This is a genomic window from Brenneria uluponensis (genome assembly GCF_032395385.1).
In the GTDB taxonomy this organism is placed as follows: Bacteria; Pseudomonadota; Gammaproteobacteria; order Enterobacterales; family Enterobacteriaceae; genus Prodigiosinella; species Prodigiosinella aquatilis.
In genome coordinates this window covers 4,882,446-4,902,488 of the sequence record NZ_CP135917.1, presented here as the reverse complement: position 1 = coordinate 4,902,488, position 20,043 = coordinate 4,882,446, and the positions used below count along the sequence as shown (strand labels likewise).

The 20,043-nt window shown below is 50.9% G+C and carries 22 protein-coding genes; 14 read left to right on the top strand and 8 right to left on the bottom strand.

Features of this window, described 5'->3' with window-relative positions; all coding sequences use genetic code 11:
* Positions 1-105: 105 nt before the first annotated feature.
* Both RS889_RS22850 and RS889_RS22845 read right to left on the bottom strand, forming a co-directional pair.
* Positions 106-1,212: a glycosyltransferase family 9 protein gene (locus RS889_RS22850; protein ID WP_315708808.1), complete on the bottom strand. Its 1,107-nt coding sequence runs from the start codon at positions 1,210-1,212 to the stop codon at positions 106-108.
* Complete coding sequence (locus tag RS889_RS22845; RefSeq protein WP_315708807.1) at positions 1,209-2,339, bottom strand: glycosyltransferase family 4 protein; 1,131 nt, start codon at positions 2,337-2,339, stop codon at positions 1,209-1,211. Before RS889_RS22845 ends, RS889_RS22850 begins: the two co-directional genes overlap by 4 nt.
* Positions 2,340-2,876: 537 nt before the next feature.
* Between RS889_RS22845 and waaA the strand changes: the two genes are divergently transcribed.
* The 3 genes from waaA to coaD are packed head-to-tail and all read left to right on the top strand — an operon-like array spanning position 2,877 to position 5,399.
* A complete protein-coding gene (waaA, locus tag RS889_RS22840) occupies positions 2,877-4,154 on the top strand; it encodes a lipid IV(A) 3-deoxy-D-manno-octulosonic acid transferase (RefSeq protein WP_315711169.1) in 1,278 nt (425 codons plus the stop codon).
* Positions 4,154-4,930 carry a glycosyltransferase family 2 protein gene (locus tag RS889_RS22835; RefSeq protein ID WP_425475097.1) on the top strand — a complete coding sequence of 259 codons (777 nt, stop codon included), beginning with the start codon at positions 4,154-4,156 and terminating at the stop codon, positions 4,928-4,930. The genes waaA and RS889_RS22835 overlap by 1 nt, the downstream gene beginning before the upstream one ends.
* Positions 4,920-5,399, top strand: a complete 480-nt coding sequence (coaD, locus tag RS889_RS22830) for a pantetheine-phosphate adenylyltransferase (RefSeq protein WP_315708806.1) — start codon at positions 4,920-4,922, stop codon at positions 5,397-5,399. The genes RS889_RS22835 and coaD overlap by 11 nt, the downstream gene beginning before the upstream one ends.
* Positions 5,400-5,448: 49 nt before the next feature.
* Here coaD and mutM read toward each other — a convergent pair whose 3' ends face one another.
* From mutM to radC, 4 genes are all read right to left on the bottom strand, one after another.
* Positions 5,449-6,258: a bifunctional DNA-formamidopyrimidine glycosylase/DNA-(apurinic or apyrimidinic site) lyase gene (mutM, locus tag RS889_RS22825; protein WP_315708805.1), complete on the bottom strand. Its 810-nt coding sequence runs from the start codon at positions 6,256-6,258 to the stop codon at positions 5,449-5,451.
* A 77-nt stretch (positions 6,259-6,335) separates the two neighbouring features.
* Positions 6,336-6,503: a 50S ribosomal protein L33 gene (gene rpmG, locus RS889_RS22820; RefSeq protein ID WP_021013873.1), complete on the bottom strand. Its 168-nt coding sequence runs from the start codon at positions 6,501-6,503 to the stop codon at positions 6,336-6,338.
* A gap of 11 nt (positions 6,504-6,514) precedes the next feature.
* A complete protein-coding gene (gene rpmB / locus RS889_RS22815) occupies positions 6,515-6,751 on the bottom strand; it encodes a 50S ribosomal protein L28 (protein WP_021013874.1) in 237 nt (78 codons plus the stop codon).
* Between the two features lie 239 nt (positions 6,752-6,990).
* Positions 6,991-7,656, bottom strand: coding sequence for a RadC family protein (gene radC, locus RS889_RS22810; RefSeq protein ID WP_315708804.1), 666 nt, complete (start codon positions 7,654-7,656; stop codon positions 6,991-6,993).
* Positions 7,657-7,853: 197 nt separating this feature from the next.
* On the opposite strand from radC, the gene RS889_RS22805 reads away from it, so the two are divergent.
* The 4 genes from RS889_RS22805 (at position 7,854) to slmA (ending at position 10,854) form a co-directional block, all read left to right on the top strand.
* On the top strand, positions 7,854-8,342 hold the full coding sequence (locus tag RS889_RS22805) for a ferritin-like domain-containing protein (RefSeq protein WP_315708803.1): 489 nt from the start codon (positions 7,854-7,856) through the stop codon (positions 8,340-8,342).
* A gap of 137 nt (positions 8,343-8,479) precedes the next feature.
* Positions 8,480-9,721 carry a bifunctional phosphopantothenoylcysteine decarboxylase/phosphopantothenate--cysteine ligase CoaBC gene (gene coaBC, locus RS889_RS22800; protein WP_315708802.1) on the top strand — a complete coding sequence of 414 codons (1,242 nt, stop codon included), beginning with the start codon at positions 8,480-8,482 and terminating at the stop codon, positions 9,719-9,721.
* Positions 9,690-10,148 (top strand): dUTP diphosphatase, encoded by a 459-nt coding sequence (dut, locus tag RS889_RS22795; protein ID WP_021013878.1) that lies wholly within the window; start codon positions 9,690-9,692, stop codon positions 10,146-10,148. Before coaBC ends, dut begins: the two co-directional genes overlap by 32 nt.
* 109 nt (positions 10,149-10,257) lie before the next feature.
* On the top strand, positions 10,258-10,854 hold the full coding sequence (gene slmA, locus RS889_RS22790; RefSeq protein ID WP_021013879.1) for a nucleoid occlusion factor SlmA: 597 nt from the start codon (positions 10,258-10,260) through the stop codon (positions 10,852-10,854).
* An 87-nt stretch (positions 10,855-10,941) separates the two neighbouring features.
* Here slmA and pyrE read toward each other — a convergent pair whose 3' ends face one another.
* On the bottom strand, positions 10,942-11,583 hold the full coding sequence (gene pyrE, locus RS889_RS22785) for an orotate phosphoribosyltransferase (protein WP_021013880.1): 642 nt from the start codon (positions 11,581-11,583) through the stop codon (positions 10,942-10,944).
* A 76-nt stretch (positions 11,584-11,659) separates the two neighbouring features.
* A complete protein-coding gene (gene rph / locus RS889_RS22780) occupies positions 11,660-12,373 on the bottom strand; it encodes a ribonuclease PH (protein ID WP_290181152.1) in 714 nt (237 codons plus the stop codon).
* A 187-nt stretch (positions 12,374-12,560) separates the two neighbouring features.
* Between rph and RS889_RS22775 the strand changes: the two genes are divergently transcribed.
* From RS889_RS22775 to RS889_RS22745, 7 genes are all read left to right on the top strand, one after another.
* A complete protein-coding gene (locus tag RS889_RS22775) occupies positions 12,561-12,947 on the top strand; it encodes a YidH family protein (protein ID WP_315711166.1) in 387 nt (128 codons plus the stop codon).
* Between the two features lie 10 nt (positions 12,948-12,957).
* A complete protein-coding gene (locus RS889_RS22770; protein ID WP_315708801.1) occupies positions 12,958-13,302 on the top strand; it encodes a DUF202 domain-containing protein in 345 nt (114 codons plus the stop codon).
* Between the two features lie 303 nt (positions 13,303-13,605).
* The gene (gene dgcN, locus RS889_RS22765; protein WP_315708800.1) at positions 13,606-14,613 is read left to right on the top strand and encodes an N-acetyltransferase DgcN; all 1,008 of its coding nucleotides are present in this window, start codon (positions 13,606-13,608) and stop codon (positions 14,611-14,613) included.
* A 4-nt stretch (positions 14,614-14,617) separates the two neighbouring features.
* Entirely contained in the window at positions 14,618-15,583 is a 966-nt protein-coding gene (dgcA, locus tag RS889_RS22760; RefSeq protein WP_315708799.1) for an N-acetyl-D-Glu racemase DgcA, read from the top strand.
* A 20-nt stretch (positions 15,584-15,603) separates the two neighbouring features.
* A complete protein-coding gene (locus RS889_RS22755; RefSeq protein WP_315708798.1) occupies positions 15,604-17,481 on the top strand; it encodes an ABC transporter ATP-binding protein in 1,878 nt (625 codons plus the stop codon).
* Between the two features lie 76 nt (positions 17,482-17,557).
* Positions 17,558-19,099 carry a glutathione ABC transporter substrate-binding protein gene (locus RS889_RS22750; RefSeq protein WP_315708797.1) on the top strand — a complete coding sequence of 514 codons (1,542 nt, stop codon included), beginning with the start codon at positions 17,558-17,560 and terminating at the stop codon, positions 19,097-19,099.
* Between the two features lie 18 nt (positions 19,100-19,117).
* Positions 19,118-20,038, top strand: coding sequence for an ABC transporter permease (locus tag RS889_RS22745; protein ID WP_315708796.1), 921 nt, complete (start codon positions 19,118-19,120; stop codon positions 20,036-20,038).
* Positions 20,039-20,043: the final 5 nt, after the last annotated feature.

Here is a 20,043-nt window from a genome sequence, read left to right as displayed (position 1 = left end):
TATTCTTTGGCGCTTCAAGTAATGGATTGATGAATATAGTGAATGCAATTAAAAAATATATTATTGAATTACTGTTAGTTCGTGGGTGAAAGGATAACTGGGACATTAGTTTTTTCTCAACAAATTGATGAAAGCAGTTTGAACATCATTAAGGCTGATATTTTTCATGCATGCAGAATAACCATCCTGGAAATTCTTGCAGGTATTATCACTTCGGTTGCAACGTTCCAACCAAGGTAACGGTCGGGCAAACAAGGTTTTCTGGTCACGGCAGGCAATAGGATTAAACCCGGTGGCAATGATGATGTTCCTTTGCCAAAACACGCCGGGGCCAAAAGCAATGGGATTACCGGGGCCATACAGCGTCAGTGTCGGCGTATTTACCCATTTTGCTACGTGGGCGACGCCCGTATCGGCACAAATCAACCCGTGCGAGTTTGCCAGTAATGCCAGTAACTGCGATAGAGAAAGCTGGCCGACATAATTTGTATAGCGATCATCCGGGTCGATGGTGTTGACAATATGCTGCTCGTTTTTACCACCGCTCCACACCGGAAGATAACCTTGTTCAACCAGCCAGCCAGCCAATGCCATCCAACGTTCAGGCGGCCAGAAACGGGTAGGGTTGCTGGCACCGACATGCAAAACCACATAAGGGGTTGTTGGTATTGGAAAATCGGTCTCAGGTATTGGCCAGGACGACGGGATGGGCATGACACCCTCTGTCAGTCCGGCTACGGCATCACTCCATGCCATCGGTGTTATCGGATACGGGTGCGCCTCGTTTACCGGCCAGGATTTCGCGTTACGCTTGGCCGGAGAGTGGGCAACAATCCAGCGACTTCCCGCCGCCAGAGCCAGCCAACTGTAACGGTTGTCCCCTGGGATAATCGCCAGATCATAAGGACCGCTTTGTATAATTTTGCTCACAGAGTCTGCCGATGCAGGATCGTAAACTTGAACCTCAATCCGATAAGGGTTCAACTGATAAACCTCCATGAACGGCAGTTTACACAGTAAAACAATTCGTGCATCGGGATAGTTCTGTCGCAGCTTACTTAGCAGCGGCGTCAGCATCACGGTATCGCCCAACAATAAATTATGGGCAATTAGAATGCTTCTGACGTGTGTCGGCGGGCGGCGCCACGGCTTTTTAAGCAGTTGCAGCAGTCCTCGAGGGAAAATACGTAACCGAGCAGAAAACTTACTCATTGGTGTTTACGTGATTTCAGGTTGGCGTGAAAAATGGTCGTCATCCTGTCAAGCATGATATCTGCGCCAAAACAAGAGCCAGCACGTTGCAATGCTGCCTCACTAAACCGAGTGCGCAACGCATCATCTCCCATCAGGAGCGCCAATTTTTCATAGAGTTGCTCAACGTTTTTGGGCTCGATCAGAAAACCGGTTTCTCCATTGACCACCGCTTCATCTATTGCACCTACCGTGGTGGAAACAACCGGCAGGCCACACGCCATGGCCTGCATGATGCTTTGCGGAACGCCCTCATTGCCATAAGAGGGTAAAACGAATAAATCCATACAATTTAGACAATCAGGCACATCATCACGATTACCGAGAAAAACAATGCGTCCGGTCATACCCATCTGTGATACCTGCTGTTCCAGTGCCGCACGTTGGGGACCATCACCGACCATCAATAACTGCCACTGTGGATAGTCCTCAGACAATTTTTTCCATGCTTCCAACAGGTAAGCGTGTCCTTTCCATGAACGCATGGTAGCCAGAATGCCCAGTGTAGGTTGGTTTGGTACCCCGATAGTCTGACAGGCGGCGCGTTTGTCGGTCGGGCGATAGTAGGCAAGGTCGATACCGGTGGGAACCGACGTCATATGATCCAGTGGATAGTGATTATCAGTGTGCAACTGTTGGCGTAAACGCTCCCCGGTCGTCGCAATATGACGGGTCGCCCGCAGATAGAGCCAGCGCGTAGTAAATGAGTTATTGATATCGGTGGAAACATGCCGCGTTCTTACCATTGGGGGTGTCTGTTTCATCCCCAATGTCAGGCTCGCTACCGCCACCAACCAGGCATCGGTGGAACTATGGGTGTTAATGATGTCGAATTCACTACCGTGCCGCTTTAACCAATGACGTATGGCAAACAACGCCACAAGGCGTTTTTTTTCAATCGGTAGCCCGACAACCGGGATTCCCCGGCTCTGTGCTTCGCGGTAAATATTGGAATGAACACAGCAAAGAATGGTGACTTGATGGCCACGTTTCATCATTCCCTGCGACTCGGTGAGAATACGGATTTCCTGACCACCCCATCCACATGAGGACTCGGTATGTAATATATTTAAAGATGTTTCTAACATCTTTTATACCTTAATCTGATTAATCTTAATCGTAAGGCGCACATAATACATGAACAGTATCGAATAATCCTGTACAAAGTGTTGTCAAATCACCTTTTCAACGACATTTCGGATTCAATGAATATGAATGTTGTTTATTGATGGTTTGCCTATTTTTTCGTGACAATTGGCAATCTGAACTGTCTAGCCTTACTGGCTGAAATAAGAAAATACTGTTGTATCGCATGAAATAACAATCAGTCTGTAATTAATATGTTGAGTTGGTTTAAATAGATTTTAAATGTTATTAACTTTAATATGAAGATTATATTCTTCCTTTTGTTCAGAAATCGATGTGACCTTTTTTTAGGAGGTAAAAAGGCATACCTTCATACCACGGTCATGCTGAATTATGTTTATTATTCTGAATCGTCGATGCTTTCAATTACTTGTTTTTTTAGTAAAATCCGCTATTACCTTAAGCACAGTTTAAAATGATAGATTTAGCCGCTGTAAATATATAGAATTCGCTATCTCAAACTATAAATATAGATGATTATGTTACAATCGTTGTATACATTTCTTCTTTACCTTATCCAGCCGTTGATCTGGGTACGTCTTTGGCTCCGGGGCCGCAAAATTCCTGCCTACCGTAAACGCTGGGGTGAGCGTTACGGTTTCTACAAAGATAAGGTAGAACCGGCGGGTATACTGCTGCACTCTGTTTCAGTGGGGGAAACCCTGGCTGCGGTACCATTGGTGCGCGCACTACGTTACCGTTATCCTGATTTGCCCATTACCGTAACCACCATGACGCCCACCGGTTCCGAACGCGCGATGTCGGCGTTTGGTAAAGATGTTTACCACGTTTATCTTCCCTATGATCTGCCTGGCGCCATGGCGCGTTTTATCAAACATGTACAACCCCGACTGGTTATCGTGATGGAAACCGAGCTGTGGCCAAATATGATTACGGCGCTGCACCAGCGGAAAATTCCTCTGATCATTGCTAATGCCCGTTTATCCGCGCGTTCAGCGGCTGGTTATAAAAAACTGGGTAAATTCATGCGAGTGCTGCTGCGACGTATCACGTTAATTGCCGTGCAGAATGCAGAAGATGGCGCACGTTTCATAGACCTGGGTCTGAAACGATCTCAGATGAATGTCACTGGTAGCTTGAAATTTGATATTTCCGTCACACCAGAACTGGCAGCCAGAGCCGCTACCTTACGCCGTCAGTGGGCTTCCCAACGCCCGGTATGGATCGCAGCCAGCACTCATGAAGGCGAAGAAAAAATCATCATTGAGGCTCATTGTGAATTACTGAAAACCTTCCCTGGACTGTTGCTGATCTTGGTCCCTCGCCACCCTGAGCGTTTTGATGATGCGAAAAGTATCGTGAAAAAAGCCGGGCTGGAATACACCTTGCGTAGTACCGGCGCTATTCCTCCAGCGACAACCCATGTCGTTATTGGTGATTCTATGGGAGAGCTGATGTTGCTTTACGGTATTGCCGATGTCGCGTTTGTCGGTGGGAGTCTGGTTGAGCGAGGTGGGCATAACCCACTGGAGCCGGCAGCACATGCTATTCCTGTACTGATGGGGCCACATATTTTTAACTTCAAGGACATTTGCGCTCGTTTACAGCAGTCCGATGGGCTGATTACGGTAAAGGACACGGCTTCACTGATAGAACAAGTCACCAATCTGCTGTCGGATGATGATTATCGGATGTATTACGGCCATCATGCCGCGGATGTATTGCACAAAAATCAGGGGGCGTTGCGAAGTCTCCTTACGCTTCTTGAGCCTTACCTGCCTCAGCGGAGCCAATAATGAGCAATAAACGTCTGTCTGTCGTCCTGATCAGCCACAATGCCGCAGACTTGTTGGCGGACTGCCTTTCTTCTGTAGCATGGGCTGATGAAATTGTGGTACTGGATTCAGGCAGCACCGACAATACCATTGAGATTGCCCGCCAGTACGGGGCCAATGTTTATCAGCACGATACGTGGCTGGGATTTGGCAAACAACGTCAGGATGCTCAGAATTACGCCAGTGGCGACTATATTTTCATGATTGATACCGACGAGCGGGTCACGCCGGATTTACGTCAGTCGATTGAAAAGGTACTTGCCACCGCTGACGATAAAACGGTTTATCGTTGTGCCCGGCGTAACCTGTTTCTGGGACGTTTCATGCGTCATAGTGGCTGGTATCCCGATGAGGTTATTCGGCTCTATCCCAGCCATTACCGCTATAACGATAATACAGTACATGAATCCCTCGACTATGGTTCAGCCCAGGTGACATCGCTGCAGGGGGATCTAGAGCATCTGACGTGCCGCGACTTTTTTGTCTTCCAGAAAAAACAGCTTAGTTATGCGGAAAGCTGGGCTAAAGAACGCTTTCAGCAAGGGAAACGTTGCAGTTATATGGCTATTTTTACCCATACGTTGAGCGCTTTTGTGAAAACCTGGTTGCTGCGCGCCGGGTTTCTTGATGGCAAGCGGGGATTGTTGCTGGCAATAATCAATGCGCAGTACACGTTTAACAAATATACTGGCTTATGGGCTATGAATAACCAGCATAACAAACATCATGACGATTAAAGCGATTTATCCCGGAACGTTTGACCCGTTTACTAACGGTCATCTGGATTTACTGACACGAGCGTCACGTATGTTTGACCGCCTGATTTTGGCGATCGCCGCCAGTCCGAGTAAAAATACGCTGTTTACGCTGGATGAACGTGTGGTACTGGCGCAGGCGGTGACACAGCATTTACCTAATGTCGAGGTCATCGGTTTCAGTGAATTGATGGCGCACTTCGCACAACAGCAACAAGCTACCATTTTGGTGAGAGGTCTGAGGGCGGTATCGGATTTCGAATATGAGCTACAGTTGGCCAAGATGAATACCCACCTGATGCCAACCCTGGAAAGCATTTTTCTGATGCCATCAGAACAGTGGTCGTTTATTTCTTCCTCTTTGGTGAAAGAGGTCGCCAGGCACGGTGGTGATGTTTCCCATTTCCTGCCAGATATAATCAACAACGCCCTGCGTGAGAAGCTGGCTTAAACGTGCCACAGCCATATTTCAGACTGTCACGGGATAACGGCCAACTGTGTTATTGCTGACAACGACGACAGAAGAAGGTGCTGCGTTGTCCTTGTCGGGTGGTTTCTATCGGCGTACCACAATGTCGGCAAGGCTCTCCGGCGCGGCCATAAACTTGCAATTCCTGAGCAAAATAGCCCGGCTTACCATCCGATTGAAGAAAGTCCCGCAGCGTAGTGCCACCTTGCTCAATGGATCGCTGCAATACATTCTTGATCATCGTTACCAGCAAATGGGCTTCATTTTCTGTCAGTGAGCCTACCGGTCTGTCAGGTAAAATACCCGCGCTGAACAGGGATTCACTGGCGTAGATATTACCCACACCTACTACCTGTTTATTATCCATAATCCATAGTTTGATGGGCGTTTTCTTCCCGCGGGATTTTGTAAGCAGGTAATCGCCGGAAAAATCGTCGCTTAATGGCTCAGGCCCCAGATGTGCCAGCACTGAACTGTTTTCCGGGTCATTGCTCCACAGCCAGGCGCCAAAGCGTCGAGGGTCCGTATAGCGCAATACCTTACCGCTATCCATAACCAGGTCGACATGGTCGTGCTTACCAGGCTCGGTATATTCTGGTAAGACCCGCAGGCTGCCGGACATACCAAGATGCACAATCATCCAGCCACTGTCGAGTTCAATCAGCAGATATTTGGCACGGCGCTGTACACTTAGTACCTGTTTATCACTCAGCGACAGAATTTCCGGGGAAACAGGCCAGCGCAGGCGGGTATTACGTACTTCCGCATAGAGAATGGTATGACCGACAAGATAGGGGGAAATTCCCCGGCGACTGGTTTCAACCTCTGGCAATTCAGGCATGTTTCCCCCCGTGAAGCGTTCCGGCTATGGATATAAAAAAACCCGGCCGAAGCCGGGTTTTTGGTAATACACTAAAATTACTTGATTTTAGCTTCTTTGTAGAGAACGTGCTGACGGATAACCGGATCAAACTTCTTCAGTTCCAGTTTTTCCGGCTTGGTACGCTTGTTCTTCGTAGTGGTATAGTAGTGACCAGTACCAGCAGAAGAAACCAGCTTGATCTTCTCGCGAACACCTTTAGCCATGATTCAGTTCCTTAATACTTTTCACCACGGGCACGAAGATCGGCCAAAACCGCTTCAATGCCCTTCTTGTCAATAACACGCATACCTTTAGCAGATACACGGAGCGTTACAAAACGCTTCTCATCTTCAACCCAAAAACGGTGTGAGTGCAGGTTTGGCAGAAAACGGCGTTTGGTCGCATTCAGTGCGTGGGAACGGTTATTACCGCTCACCGGACGCTTGCCAGTAACTTGGCAGACTCGGGACATGTCTATATCTCCAAAAATCAAATCAGCTCGAGCTTCGTAGAGGGTGTTGGCCGCCTCGTCAGGCTTTAGAGCCCATCTCAGCAAACTTCACTGAAAAGACTCTGTCATCAGGTAAACCTGCTGACATAGGCTCTTGACGCCACACCCAAGATTCTCAAAGGTGGCGTAGTATACGCTTTGAAGCGTAAGCGCTCAAGTCCCGAACAGCTAAAGATCCCCCCGGATCGTGGAAATATCTTTCAAATCCACCCGCGCTCGGCAAAAGAGATATATTCTCCACGGCCAATAATCAGATGATCAAGCACGCGAATCTCCAATAACAAACACGCTTTGATGATCTGTTCGGTAATCGCGCGGTCAGCCTGACTAGGCTCGGCTTTTCCCGAAGGATGGTTATGCGCCAGTATCAGCGCGGCAGCGTTGGACTTCAGCGCTTCGCGCACAATTTCCCTCGGATGCACCTCTACGGCGTTAATAGTACCAGCAAACATTTCCTGATGGCGAATAACACGATGCTGATTGTCTAAAAACATGACCAGGAAAATTTCCCGTTCCTGATGCGCTAGCAGCAATTGCAAATATTGCAGTGTAACTTCTGAACTGAGCATGGCATCTTCCCTGGCCAGATGTGAGGAAAATAGCCGCCGAGCCAACTCAGCTACTGCCTGCAACTGAGTATATTTTGAAATGCCGACGCCCCGGACGGAACAGAACCTTTCTCGATCTGCCGTCATCAGATGATACAGCGAACCAAATTGCACCAGCAGACCTTCCGACAATTGCATCACGTTCATTCCGGGTCGGCCGGTGCGCAGGAATATCGCCAGCAGCTCAACATCACTTAATGCACCTGCACCCAAGTTAACCAGCTTTTCACGCGGCGCATTTCCTTTATCCCATTCCATTGCCACTCTCCTTGGCTGTATCGTGCCGCTATCATCCCATCCACGATGGCCCTGGGCGATGTCGTGATCACAATGCTGCGAAGCCTCCCGCAGTTTTGCATTACGGCTATGCCAAAGCTGGCTAAGCTTTGATGGAGATCATCCCCCTTCGGAGGTTTAAGGTGATGATGACTCAGATCTGACAACAGGAGAAAGCGATGATGAAAAGAGTCTGCTGTATCGGTATGTTGTTATTTGCTGCTGCTTTGCCTGTCGGAACACTTCAGGCACGACCCGTGCTCGACAAGCCGGCGCAGGACGCATTGCTCTCGGCGTTGCACGATGAATATCACGCTGAAGCCTTTTATGCGGCGGTTATCGATAAATTTGGTCAGGTAATGCCTTTCAGAAACATTATCAAGGCGGAACGCAATCATGAGCGTATGCTGAAAAACCTCATGCAAACCTATGATCTTCCGATCCCGCCCAATACGCTGCTTGGTGATGCCAGCCTGAAAAACACGGTACCGGCTACGTTGCGGGAAGCCTGTCAAATGGGGGTTGATGCAGAGATTGCCAATCGGGATCTCTATGATAAATCGTTAATTCCTGCCGTCGCTTCCCACCAGAACATCGTCGCCGTTTTTCAAAAACTGCGTGATGCCTCCCACAATAACCATTTACCAGCCTTTGAACGTTGCCGGTAATCCATATGGTGCGGGGTAAATATGGCCTCGCACCATATCAAACATAAACTCATAATGGGAAAATCCAGTACAACGGTCAGATCCCAGAATGCTTATGGTAAAATACCGCTTCTTTCGGCTGACAAGCGGATATAACGATGACAGATTCTTCCCGTCTGCATGGACTTTCCGGCAAACATATCGTATTGGGTATCAGTGGGGGGATTGCCGCCTACAAATGCCCGGATTTGGTACGGCGTTTACGTGATAACGGGGCTGAAGTGCGGGTGGTAATGACGCCGGCGGCCAAAGCTTTTATTACACCGCTAACCCTGCAAGCCGTGTCCGGTCATCCGGTTGCTGATAATTTACTGGATCCTGGGGCGGAAGCCGCAATGGGTCATATCGAGCTGGGAAAATGGGCAGATTTGGTGATTCTGGCGCCAGCTTCTGCAGATCTGATTGCACGTCTTGCTGCGGGTATGGCTAATGATTTATTAACCACCGCGTGTCTGGCGACATCAGCACCGATAGTTGTGGTTCCGGCGATGAATCAACAGATGTACCGTGCTGTGCCAACGCAGGAGAACCTATGCAAGTTGGCAGAACGCGGTGTCCAACAGTGGGGACCTGACAGTGGAAGCCAGGCGTGTGGTGATGTCGGTCTAGGCAGGATGATCGACACGCTGGATATTGTGGCGCGGGCGCAGCAGTTTTTTTCTTGTGTCAACGATCTGCAACACCTCAATATTATGATCACGGCGGGACCAACGCGTGAAGCGCTTGACCCGGTACGTTTCATCAGCAACCACAGTTCCGGGAAAATGGGTTTTGCCATTGCTCAGGCGGCAGCGGCACGGGGTGCCAACGTTACGCTGATCGCGGGGCCGGTAGCTATACCAACTCCCGGCAATGTCCGGCGGATTGATGTCATCGGTGCGTTGGAAATGCATCAGGCCGTAATGATGGCCGCACCTCAGCAGCATATTGTCATCGGTTGCGCGGCGGTCGCCGATTACCGGGCCAAAACCGTGGCGGATGAAAAAATCAAAAAACAGGGTGATGAAATGACTGTTACCCTGATAAAGAATCCAGATATTATCGCTGATGTTGCCGCGATGAATAAAAATCGTCCTTATGTTGTCGGGTTTGCTGCTGAAACCTGTAATGTGGAAGAATACGCGCGGCAGAAGCTGGTCCGTAAGAATCTGGACCTCATCTGTGCAAACGATGTTTCTCTTTCCGGTCATGGTTTTAATACGGAAACCAATGCGTTACATCTTTTCTGGCTCGGTGGGGACAAGCTATTGCCGCAGTGCAATAAGCGCCTGTTGGGTCAACAGCTAATTGACGAGATTGTCAGCCGTTATGATGAAAAAAATCGACGTAAAAATTCTTGACTCACGTATTGGGCAACAGTTCCCATTGCCTACTTATGCGACGCCAGGGTCTGCGGGCCTGGATTTGCGCGCCTGTCTGGACAACGCTATCGAACTGGGCGCGGGCGAGACAACGCTGGTGCCAACCGGTTTGGCTATTCATATCGGTGATCCGACGCTGGCGGCGGTTGTTCTACCGCGTTCCGGGTTGGGCCATAAGCACGGTGTGGTATTGGGTAATCTGGTGGGTCTGATAGATTCCGATTATCAGGGTCAACTGATGGTATCAGTCTGGAACCGTGGTAAGCAGTTGTTCACCATTGAACCAGGCGAACGTATTGCACAACTGGTGTTTGTACCGGTAGTTCAGGCTGAGTTTAACTTGGTTAATGATTTTGTCAGCAGTGAACGAGGCGACGGTGGTTTTGGTCATTCTGGCCGAAACTGACGTGTAGTTAGCGCTCTACCTCTCAAAAAATATAAGCCACAGCGTATTTCGCGACTGTGGCGTTACTTGATGTTTGTCAGTTAACTTTTTTATCAAGGGTCTTTCATACATGGCAGAGAAAGAAAATAAGAAAGGGAATCGTCGCGAGGAAATTTTGCAGGTGTTGGCGCAAATGCTGGAATCCAGTGATGGGAGTCAGCGTATTACCACTGCGAAGTTGGCCGCTAATGTAGGGGTTTCTGAAGCGGCACTGTACCGGCATTTTCCCAGCAAAACACGGATGTTTGACAGCCTGATTGAATTTATTGAAAACAGTCTGACTACCCGTATCAACCTGATTCTGCAGGATGAAAAAGACACATTTAACCGTCTGCGTTTGATATTGCTGCTTATTCTGGGGTTTGCAGAAAAAAATCCGGGATTGACCCGCATTCTTACTGGTCATGCGCTGATGTTTGAACAAGATCGCTTGCAAGGGCGGATTAACCAGCTGTTTGATCGTATCGAATCACAGATAAAACAGGTCTTGCGTGAGCATAAATTGCGTGGTGGACAGGCTTTCAAGCATGACGAAACTCTGTTGGCAAGTCAGTTGCTGGCCTTCTGTGAAGGTATGCTTTCTCGTTATACCCGTTCTGAATTTCGCTACCTTCCCACACAGGAATTCGACCTTCGCTGGCCATTGCTGGCCACTCAGATGTGTTAGCTTTATGTCTGGAATGGTTTGAATCGGGCGCTTGTCGTCAATGATTATCGCGCCGTTGATGACTATCGCTTATGTGCTTTCGTTTTGCTATACGCCGTATTGATCGCGATACGCCTGCACAGCGGTTAGATGGTCGGCCATTTCCGGTTTTTCCGTTAGATAGGCAATTAATTCCTTCAGGGTAATGATGGAAATCACTTTGCAGTGATAGTCGCGTTCCACTTCCTGAATAGCGGAAATGTCACCGCGGCCACGTTCCTGACGGTCCAGCGCAATTAATACCCCTGCCAATGTAGCGCCCTGCGCAGCGATGATCTCCATGGATTCACGAATGGCGGTGCCAGCAGTAATCACGTCATCTACCAACATGATGCGACCGGCTAACGGACTGCCGACCAAATTGCCCCCTTCACCGTGTTCTTTGGCTTCCTTGCGGTTAAAACAGTAAGGCAAATCCCGGTCATGATGTTCAGCCAGTGCCACGGCTGTGGTGGTGGCAATAGGAATGCCTTTGTATGCCGGCCCGAACAGCACATCAAACTCAATGCCGGAATCCATCAGTGCAGCGGCATAAAAACGGCCCAGTAACGCCAGATCACGGCCGGTATTGAATAGTCCGGCATTAAAGAAATAGGGGCTGGTACGCCCTGACTTCAGGGTAAATTCGCCGAATTTTAATACCTGCTTGTTGAGCGCAAATTCAATAAACTGGCGTTGATAGGTTTTCATGAATGCATCTCCTTGTGATGGTGCAAAATTATAGGGCCATAAAAAAGCGACCGTCGAGGTCGCTTTAAGAAAATGATTAGGCTAATGCCGCTTTCTGCGCCTGAACGATGGTTTCAATTCCGCCTCGCGCCAGCGCCAGCAATGACAACAGCTCCTCGTGGCTGAAAGGTTCACCTTCTGCCGTACCCTGTACTTCAATCATGCGACCATCTTCTGTCATCACCACATTCATATCGGTTTCAGCGACTGAATCTTCCACGTATTCCAGGTCACACACCGCTTCGCCGTTAACAATTCCCACCGATACGGCGGCGACCATGCCTTTCAGCGGGTTTTTCTTAAGCCGACCGCTGGCAACCAGACCATTGAGGGCATCGGCCAAGGCGACACAGGCACCAGTAATGGATGCCGTGCGGGTACCGCCGTCGGCTTGCAGGACGTCACAATCCAGCGTGATGGTGTACTCGCCCAGAAGTTTGAGATCAATAGCCGCACGCAGAGAACGGGCGATCAGACGCTGGATTTCCAGGGTGCGGCCACCTTGTTTGCCTTTTGCCGCTTCACGGGCATTACGGCTGTGAGTTGCGCGTGGCAACATGCCATATTCGGCGGTCACCCAGCCTTGTCCCTGTCCTTTCAGGAAGCGCGGGACGCCTTCCTCTACCGTCGCATTACACAGGACTTTGGTATCGCCAAATTCCACCAACACCGAACCTTCGGCATGTTTTGTGTAATTGCGGGTTAATTTGAGGGGACGTATTTGTTGTGCACTTCGGCCTGCAGGGCGCATGGCTCATCTCCGGCTGGTTTATTGACTGGCGCGCATTATACGGCCTTCATTGCGCTATGCCTACCGGCAAGACAGATGAAAATTTATGCAACCATGTTACATAGGGTATTGCTGTCGGTTGTGGAGCGCCGCGTTCATGATGTGTAGAATGCCCGCATCGTCTACTATCAGGCTTGCCGATAACACCATGAGTGATTCCCCGCAGACTACCAGAATATCGCCCAAGAAAATCCCCTGGCAACAGCAGGGCAGTACGCCGGATTATCGATTTTCCCTGGCGAATGAACGTACTTTTCTGGCATGGATCCGTACTGCGATGGCATTTCTGGCTGGCGCAGTGGCTATCGATCAGTTTGCGCTCAATCTGGCACCGTTAATGGTACGGGAAAGTGTGGCTATTTTTCTTTCGTTTGTCTCGGCGCTACTGGCATTTATGGCCTATCGTCGCTGGGTTTCCAATGAATTGGCGATGCGTACCGGAAAAAGTCTGCCCTATACCCGGATGTTGATTATTATCGCCAGCTGCATTATCGGTATTTCGGTGATGTTGGCACTGGTCATTTTACTGATTTAAGGCAAGGTGAATGGTGAACAACCTGACTGCACCCCGGGATCCGGGTCTACAGCCTGAACGTACTGGGCTGGCATGGTCCCGCACCGCATTCCTGATGCTGGTGAATAGCGTATTGCTGCTGAAAGCCGGATCGATGAAAAATCAGATGGTCATGCTGGTCGCCGGTATACTGCTGCTACTGGTTACTCTTGTCATGTACATCTGGTCCGCACTGCGATTGCGTTTTATCCTGCATACCAACCATCCTTGCTCCGGGCTGACCATTCACATGGCGCGTTTTTTTACGTTAGCTATTGTGGCTACCGCGCTGCTAGTGGCATTGCTAAATATCATCCACCTTATCACCATGGCTTAATACGGTTTTTTATTGATGTCAGTCATCAGGGCTGCGTAAACCCGCCATCTTTCAAACTAGTGGGTATATTGGTTTGATCGCTGTTTTAATCCGATTTTACAGCTATAACATTAACGTATGGTTATGGCATCACCATCATTTACTTGGTGTTATATAATCCCATTAAATTATTATTTAACAATAAGTTAAGTTGTTTATATGGTATAGCCCAAGGTTATACCCCACTCATAAACAAGTATTCGTCAGTATAGATGCATCGTGGAATAGTCTTATCAATCTCATTTGATCACGGATTAAGACATTATGCTGATTCCTCAACCTTACCTGCTTTTCCTTGGTGACGTGACTGATCCGCTAGCGGTAAAAACGGCACGTGGCATTTATTCCTGGCGCCCTGAACAGTGTGTCGGGCAATTGCGTTTGCCGGGCAGCACTGTGTCACTAGGGTTGGACGATCTGGATATTCAGGCCGCTGTCGCCCACGGTGCCAAAACACTGGTCCTGGGTACGGCTAATGCTGGCGGATTTCTTCCTCAGCACTGGATCGCCACCGTATGTGAAGCTATCACCGCCGGTATGAATGTCGCCAATGGTCTGCATCAGCGCCTGACTGACGTACCGGGTTTACAGGAACTGGCTGATCAGCATCAGGTACAGTTGTTTGATATTCGCCACATGCGGCCGGAGCTTACCGTGGGTAGCGGTAAAAAACGCAGCGGTAAACGCGTACTGACGGTCGGTACAGATTGCTCCGTCGGCAAAATGTATACCTCACTGGCACTGGAAGCGGCCATGCGTGCGTTAGGCATGAAGGCGGATTTCCGCGCTACCGGTCAGACGGGTGTTCTGGTCGCGGGTGACGGTATCGCCATTGATGCGGTGATCGCCGATTTTATTGCCGGTGCCGCCGAAGCGTTGTCTCCAGCCAACGACGATGATCACTGGGATATCGTCGAAGGACAGGGTTCGTTGTTTCACCCGTCTTATGCGGGTGTCAGCACTGGTCTGATTCACGGTGCGCAGCCGCACTGGCTGGTGATGTGCCATGAAATGGGCCGTCCTCATATGCGTCATTTGCCGCATCAGCCGATGGTCAGTCTGGATGATTGCGTAGAAGCCAACCTGCGAGCCGCACGGGTAACTAACCCTGACGTCCAACTGGCTGGTTTTGCCATCAATACGTCCGGCCACAATGAGCAGGAAGCGCGTGATTACTGTGACCAGCTCAGCCAGCAGTTTGGTGTCCCGGCCACTGACCCGATACGTTTTGGTATTGACGACATCGCCGCACTGCTGAGAGACCGGGGATAAGCTGATGCGACAGATGCAGATTGAAACGGTAGAACTGCCGCTGGCCCGACCTTTTTCCATCTCCCGTGGTACTCGTACTGCCGTGACGGTAATACGGGTTACGCTGGAAGAACGTGGTTTTATCGGACGTGGTGAATGTACACCGACTGCGCATTACCAGGAAACCGCCGAGAGCGTCAGCCAGCAGCTGCAAGCAGTACGCCAGGCGGTAGAGAACGGTATCACGATCGATGACCTGCAACGCCTGTTACCGCCAGGCTCGGCACGTAATGCACTGGACTGCGCTTTGTGGCGACTGAATGCGGCACTGAGCAAACAGACACTGTGGCAATACCTGAACATTCAGCCACCGCAATCAGTGATCACGGCCGAAACCTTAAGTCTCGATACGCTATCAAACATGGCGAGTATGGCGCAGGATGCGGTATCCCGTGGCGCGCTGCTGCTGAAAATCAAACTTGATCGTGATCTGATTCTCGAAAAAGTGGCGGCGATTCGGCAGGCGGCGCCCAATGCCACGCTGATTGTCGATGCCAATGAGGCCTGGAGCGGTTTGGATCTCGATTCATTACTGAAATCGCTGGCGGCTTACCATGTAGCGATGGTGGAACAACCCCTGCCTGCCGGTAACGATGCCGCACTGGCGGATTTCGCTCACGCCATCCCCGTATGCGCCGATGAAAGCTGCCATCACCGGGGCGATATTGCCGGGCTGCGTGGCCGCTATGACATGATCAACATCAAGCTGGATAAGTGCGGTGGTCTGACGGAAGCGCTGGCTATGGTGGAAGAAGCCAAACAGCATGGTCTGCGTTTGATGATGGGCTGCATGTTGGGTTCATCGCTGGCGATGGAAGCGGCGTTACCCGTGGCTATTTGCGCTGAACACGTGGATCTGGATGGCCCTATCTGGCTGGCGGCCGACAGTTCGCCATACCTAACCTATAACCTTGGCCGTATCTGGCTATGAGCAACACAACCGGAGTGACGATGACGGATATCACGCAAACTGAACCGGTAGCCGCCACAGCATCCGGGAATGCACCTCGCCCGGTGCTGGAAATCAAAAACCTGAGCGTCAGCTTCAGTGGCCGTTCCGGTAAGCACCTGGCATTAAAAGATGTCTCTTTTACCGTTAACAAAGGTGAAGTGGTCGCGGTAGTGGGTGAAAGCGGCTCGGGCAAATCTGTCACTTCCCTGACAGTGATGGGACTGCTGGCTGAGGCTGCCAAGATTGAGCATGGCGATATTCACTTTACCGCCCGCGACAACCAGCGGCATGCACTGCTGAATCTGAGTAGTGAATCTCGTCGCCAGTTGCGCGGACGGGAAATGTCGATGATTTTTCAGGAGCCGATGACCTCGCTCAATCCGGTGCTGAAAGTGGGCGATCAGATCACCGAAGCGCTACTCGACCACCAGATATGTGATGCCGCCAGTGCGGATAAAAAAGCCCGCGAGTTGCTGCACAAAGTCCGCATTGCGGATGTTGACCGGGTGATGGACAGCTATCCGCACTCACTTTCCGGTGGTATGCGTCAGCGGGTGATGATTGCGCAGGCGCTGGTTTGCGATCCGCAGTTATTGATTGCCGACGAACCCACCACGGCATTGGATGTCACCGTACAGGCCCGCATTCTGCAAATCCTGCGCGATCTACAACAGCAGGGCGACATGTCTGTGCTGTTTATCACCCACGATATGGGCGTGGTGGCAGAAATTGCCGACCGGGTGGTGGTGATGTATCAGGGGGAAGTGGTCGAGCAGGGAAGTGTGGAAGCCATTTTTAAGCGCCCACAGCATGCCTATACTCAGGCGCTGCTGGCTGCGGTGCCTCGCCTGGGGGATATGCAAGACAATGCGTGGCCACGACGTTTTCCGCTGCTGGGCCAAGAGAACCCGGAACCGGAGCAGGATCATATCACCGCACAGTATGACACCCCACCGCTACTGGATGTCCACGGACTGAAAGTTTATTACCCGGTAAGCACTGGCATCCTGTCCACGGTCACCCATCGGGTGCACGCGGTGGAACAGATCGATTTTACCGTCTGGCCGGGGGAAACGTTGGCGATTGTCGGCGAAAGTGGCTGTGGCAAATCCACCACTGGCCGGGCATTGCTGCGGTTGGTAGACAGTGAGAGTGAAAGTTTGTTGTTCCAGGGGAAGGAAATTGCCGACATAAAAGACCGGGCGTTCCAGCCGTTGCGTCGCAAAATGCAGATGGTATTTCAGGACCCGTATGCCTCGCTTAACCCGCGTCTGACGGTGGGTTTCACCATTGCCGAACCCTTATTGCTGCACGGGCTGGTGAAATCACTGGAGGAAGCCACGCCTCAGGTACAGGCGTTGCTGAAAAGTGTCGGTCTGCAACCGGAACATGCTCGTCGCTACCCGCATGAATTCTCCGGCGGTCAGCGTCAGCGCATCGCCATTGCCCGCGCTATGGCGCTACAACCACAGATAATCATCGCTGATGAGGCCGTCTCGGCATTGGATGTTTCCATTCAAGCCCAGGTAGTCAATCTGATGATGGAGCTGCAACAGAAAACCGGCGTGTCATGGATTTTTATCTCCCATGACATGGCAGTGGTTGAACGCATCGCCAATCGGGTGGCGGTAATGTACCTCGGACAGATTGTGGAAATCGGGCCGCGCCAGTCGGTATTTAACAACCCACAGCATTCATATACCCGTCGCCTGCTGGCTTCCGTGCCCGTGGCGGATCCTACCCGGCGTTATGAGCGTCAGTTGGATGACAGTGAAATTCCCTCACCGCTGCGTAAGATTGGCGAAGTGGTGGAAAAAACTCGCTATCGGCAGGTCGCCCCGCACCACTGGGTGAGCGAAAGCGAGACCGTAAGTTGAAGTAAGCAATTTATTGTATAAATAAAACAACATATTACAGCATAACACGACGTCATAACATTACAGGAGAGACACCATGAAGCTACTATTTAGCCGATCCGCCGTCGCCCTCGGGCTGTCATTGTGTCTGGTGGCTGCATCCCAGGCGCAAGATCTTCGTATTTCCATGTACGCTGATATCACCGGACTCGACCCACATGATACGTCCGATACCCTGAGTTACTCCGTGCAAAGTGGTATTTTCGAGCGGCTGTTCCAGTTTGATAGCCAGATGAAACTGATACCGTGCCTGGCAACAAGCTATACCGGTAACGCTGATGCTACCGAGTTTACCATTACGCTGCGTAAAGATGTGACCTTTCAGGACGGCACACCGTTTAACGCCGAGGCGGTGAAAGTCAACCTGGATCGCCTGGCTGATCAGACCAAAGGTCTGAAGCGCAACAGCCTGTTCAAGATGATTAAAAGTGTGACGGTGCTTTCTCCTACCGAGGTGAAAATCGATCTCAATCAGTCATTCGGTGCGTTTATCAACACGTTGGCACATCCGTCCGCTGTTATGCATAGCCCGGCGTCACTGAAGCAGTATCCGGATGAAGCTCAACTGCGCGTGCATCCGGTAGGAACCGGACCGTTCAAGTTTGAAGAGTGGCAACAGGGCAAAGACGTGAAGTTGGTGAAGTACAACCACTATTGGCAGAAAGGCTGGCCGAAAGTAGACAGCGTGACCTTCTATCCCAGTCCGGAAGACTCTACCCGTGTGGCATCATTGAAATCCGGCCAGTCGGATGCGATCTACCCGCTGCCGTCTGATCTGGTTAGCGCCGTACGCGATGACAGCAAGCTGGCGATTCAACGCGATCCCAGTATCTATCTGTTCTATCTGGCGCTTAATACCCAACACACCCCGCTGAAAGATGTCCGCGTACGCCAGGCATTAAACTACGCTATCAACCGTAACATCTGGCTGAAAGTCGGTTTTGCCGGTATGGGGTTGCCAGCGTCTTCGGCGATGGCCCCACGAGTCCAGTTCTTCAGCAGCCAGCATACTCCCAACTACACCTATAACCCGGCCAAAGCGAAAGAATTGCTGAAAGAAGCGGGTTATGCCAAGGGACTGGAGCTGAACCTGTGGACTACTAACCGTACTGACTACGTGCGTAGTGCTCAGTTCTTCAAACAGCAACTGGCGCAGGTAGGGATCAAGGTAACGGTCACGCCGATGGATTCTGGCTCCCGTAACGAAAAACTGTGGGGCGTGAAGGATCCGAAGGATGCGGCGTTTGATATGTATTACGGTGGCTGGTCGCCTTCTACCGGTGATGCTGACTGGGCGTTGCGTCCGCTGTTTGCCACCGAGTCCTGGGTGCCGAAAGCCTACAATGTGTCTTACTACAGCAATCCGGCGGTGGATAAAGACATCATGGCCGGACTGGCTACCGCTGATGCTAGCAAACGTGCCGCAGCGTACGCCGATGCTCAGAAGTTGATCTGGAAAGATGCCCCGATCGTATTCCTGGGTGTACCGGACAATCTGGTGGGTAAAGTGAAAAACCTGTCTGGCGTTTACATGCTGGCAGACGGTTCGCTGGTCTTCGATCAGGCTGAGTTCAAGTAATCACGCAGGGAGAACGCCATGTTTGCTTATTTTGTCCGACGTTTGCTGGAAATGATCCCGGTGTTACTGGTGGTCTCCCTGTTGGTGTTCGGTTTTATAAAACTGTTGCCGGGAGATCCGGCACGAACTTACGCCGGGCCTGATGCGCCGATTGAAGCGGTGGAAGCGGCCCGTGTACATCTGGGGCTGAATGACCCGCTGCCAGAGCAATATATCCACTGGCTGAGCGGTATGGCGCATGGGGATCTGGGTGTCACTTATCGTACCCAGCAACCGGTGCTGAGCGTGATCGAAAAGGGCTTTATGCCCACGATGTGGCTGGCCCTGGCCGGGTTCGCCTGGTCGGTGGTGCTCGGTCTGCTGATTGGTGTGGTGTCCGCTCTTAAACGCGGGAAATGGCAGGATTGGTCGCTAATGAGTATGGCGGTAGGCGGGATTTCCATGCCGCCGTTCTGGCTCGGCTTGCTGCTGATTCAGTTTGTTGCCATGCCGTTTGGGGTGTTCTCTGTCAGCGGTTACAACCGCCCATCGGACATTATTCTGCCCGCGTTGACGCTGGGTGCCTCGGTGGCGGCTGTGATGGCTCGTTTCACCCGCTCCGCCTTTCTGGAAGTGACACAAGAAGACTATGTGCGTACTGCCCGCGCTAAAGGGTTGCGCAACCGGTTGGTGACCTGGAAACACGTGATGCGTAATGCGTTGATTCCGGTGATCACCATGCTGGGGTTGCAGTTTGGTTTTCTGCTCGGTGGTTCGATTGTGGTGGAAAGTGTATTCAACTGGCCGGGACTCGGCTGGTTACTGATCGAATCAATCAAAACACAAGACCAGCCGGTTATTCAGGCGCTGGTGATGTTATTTGTGTTTGAGTTCATTTTTATTAATCTGCTGGTAGACCTGCTGTATGCGGTGGTCAATCCGGCAATTCGCTTACGTTAGGAGCT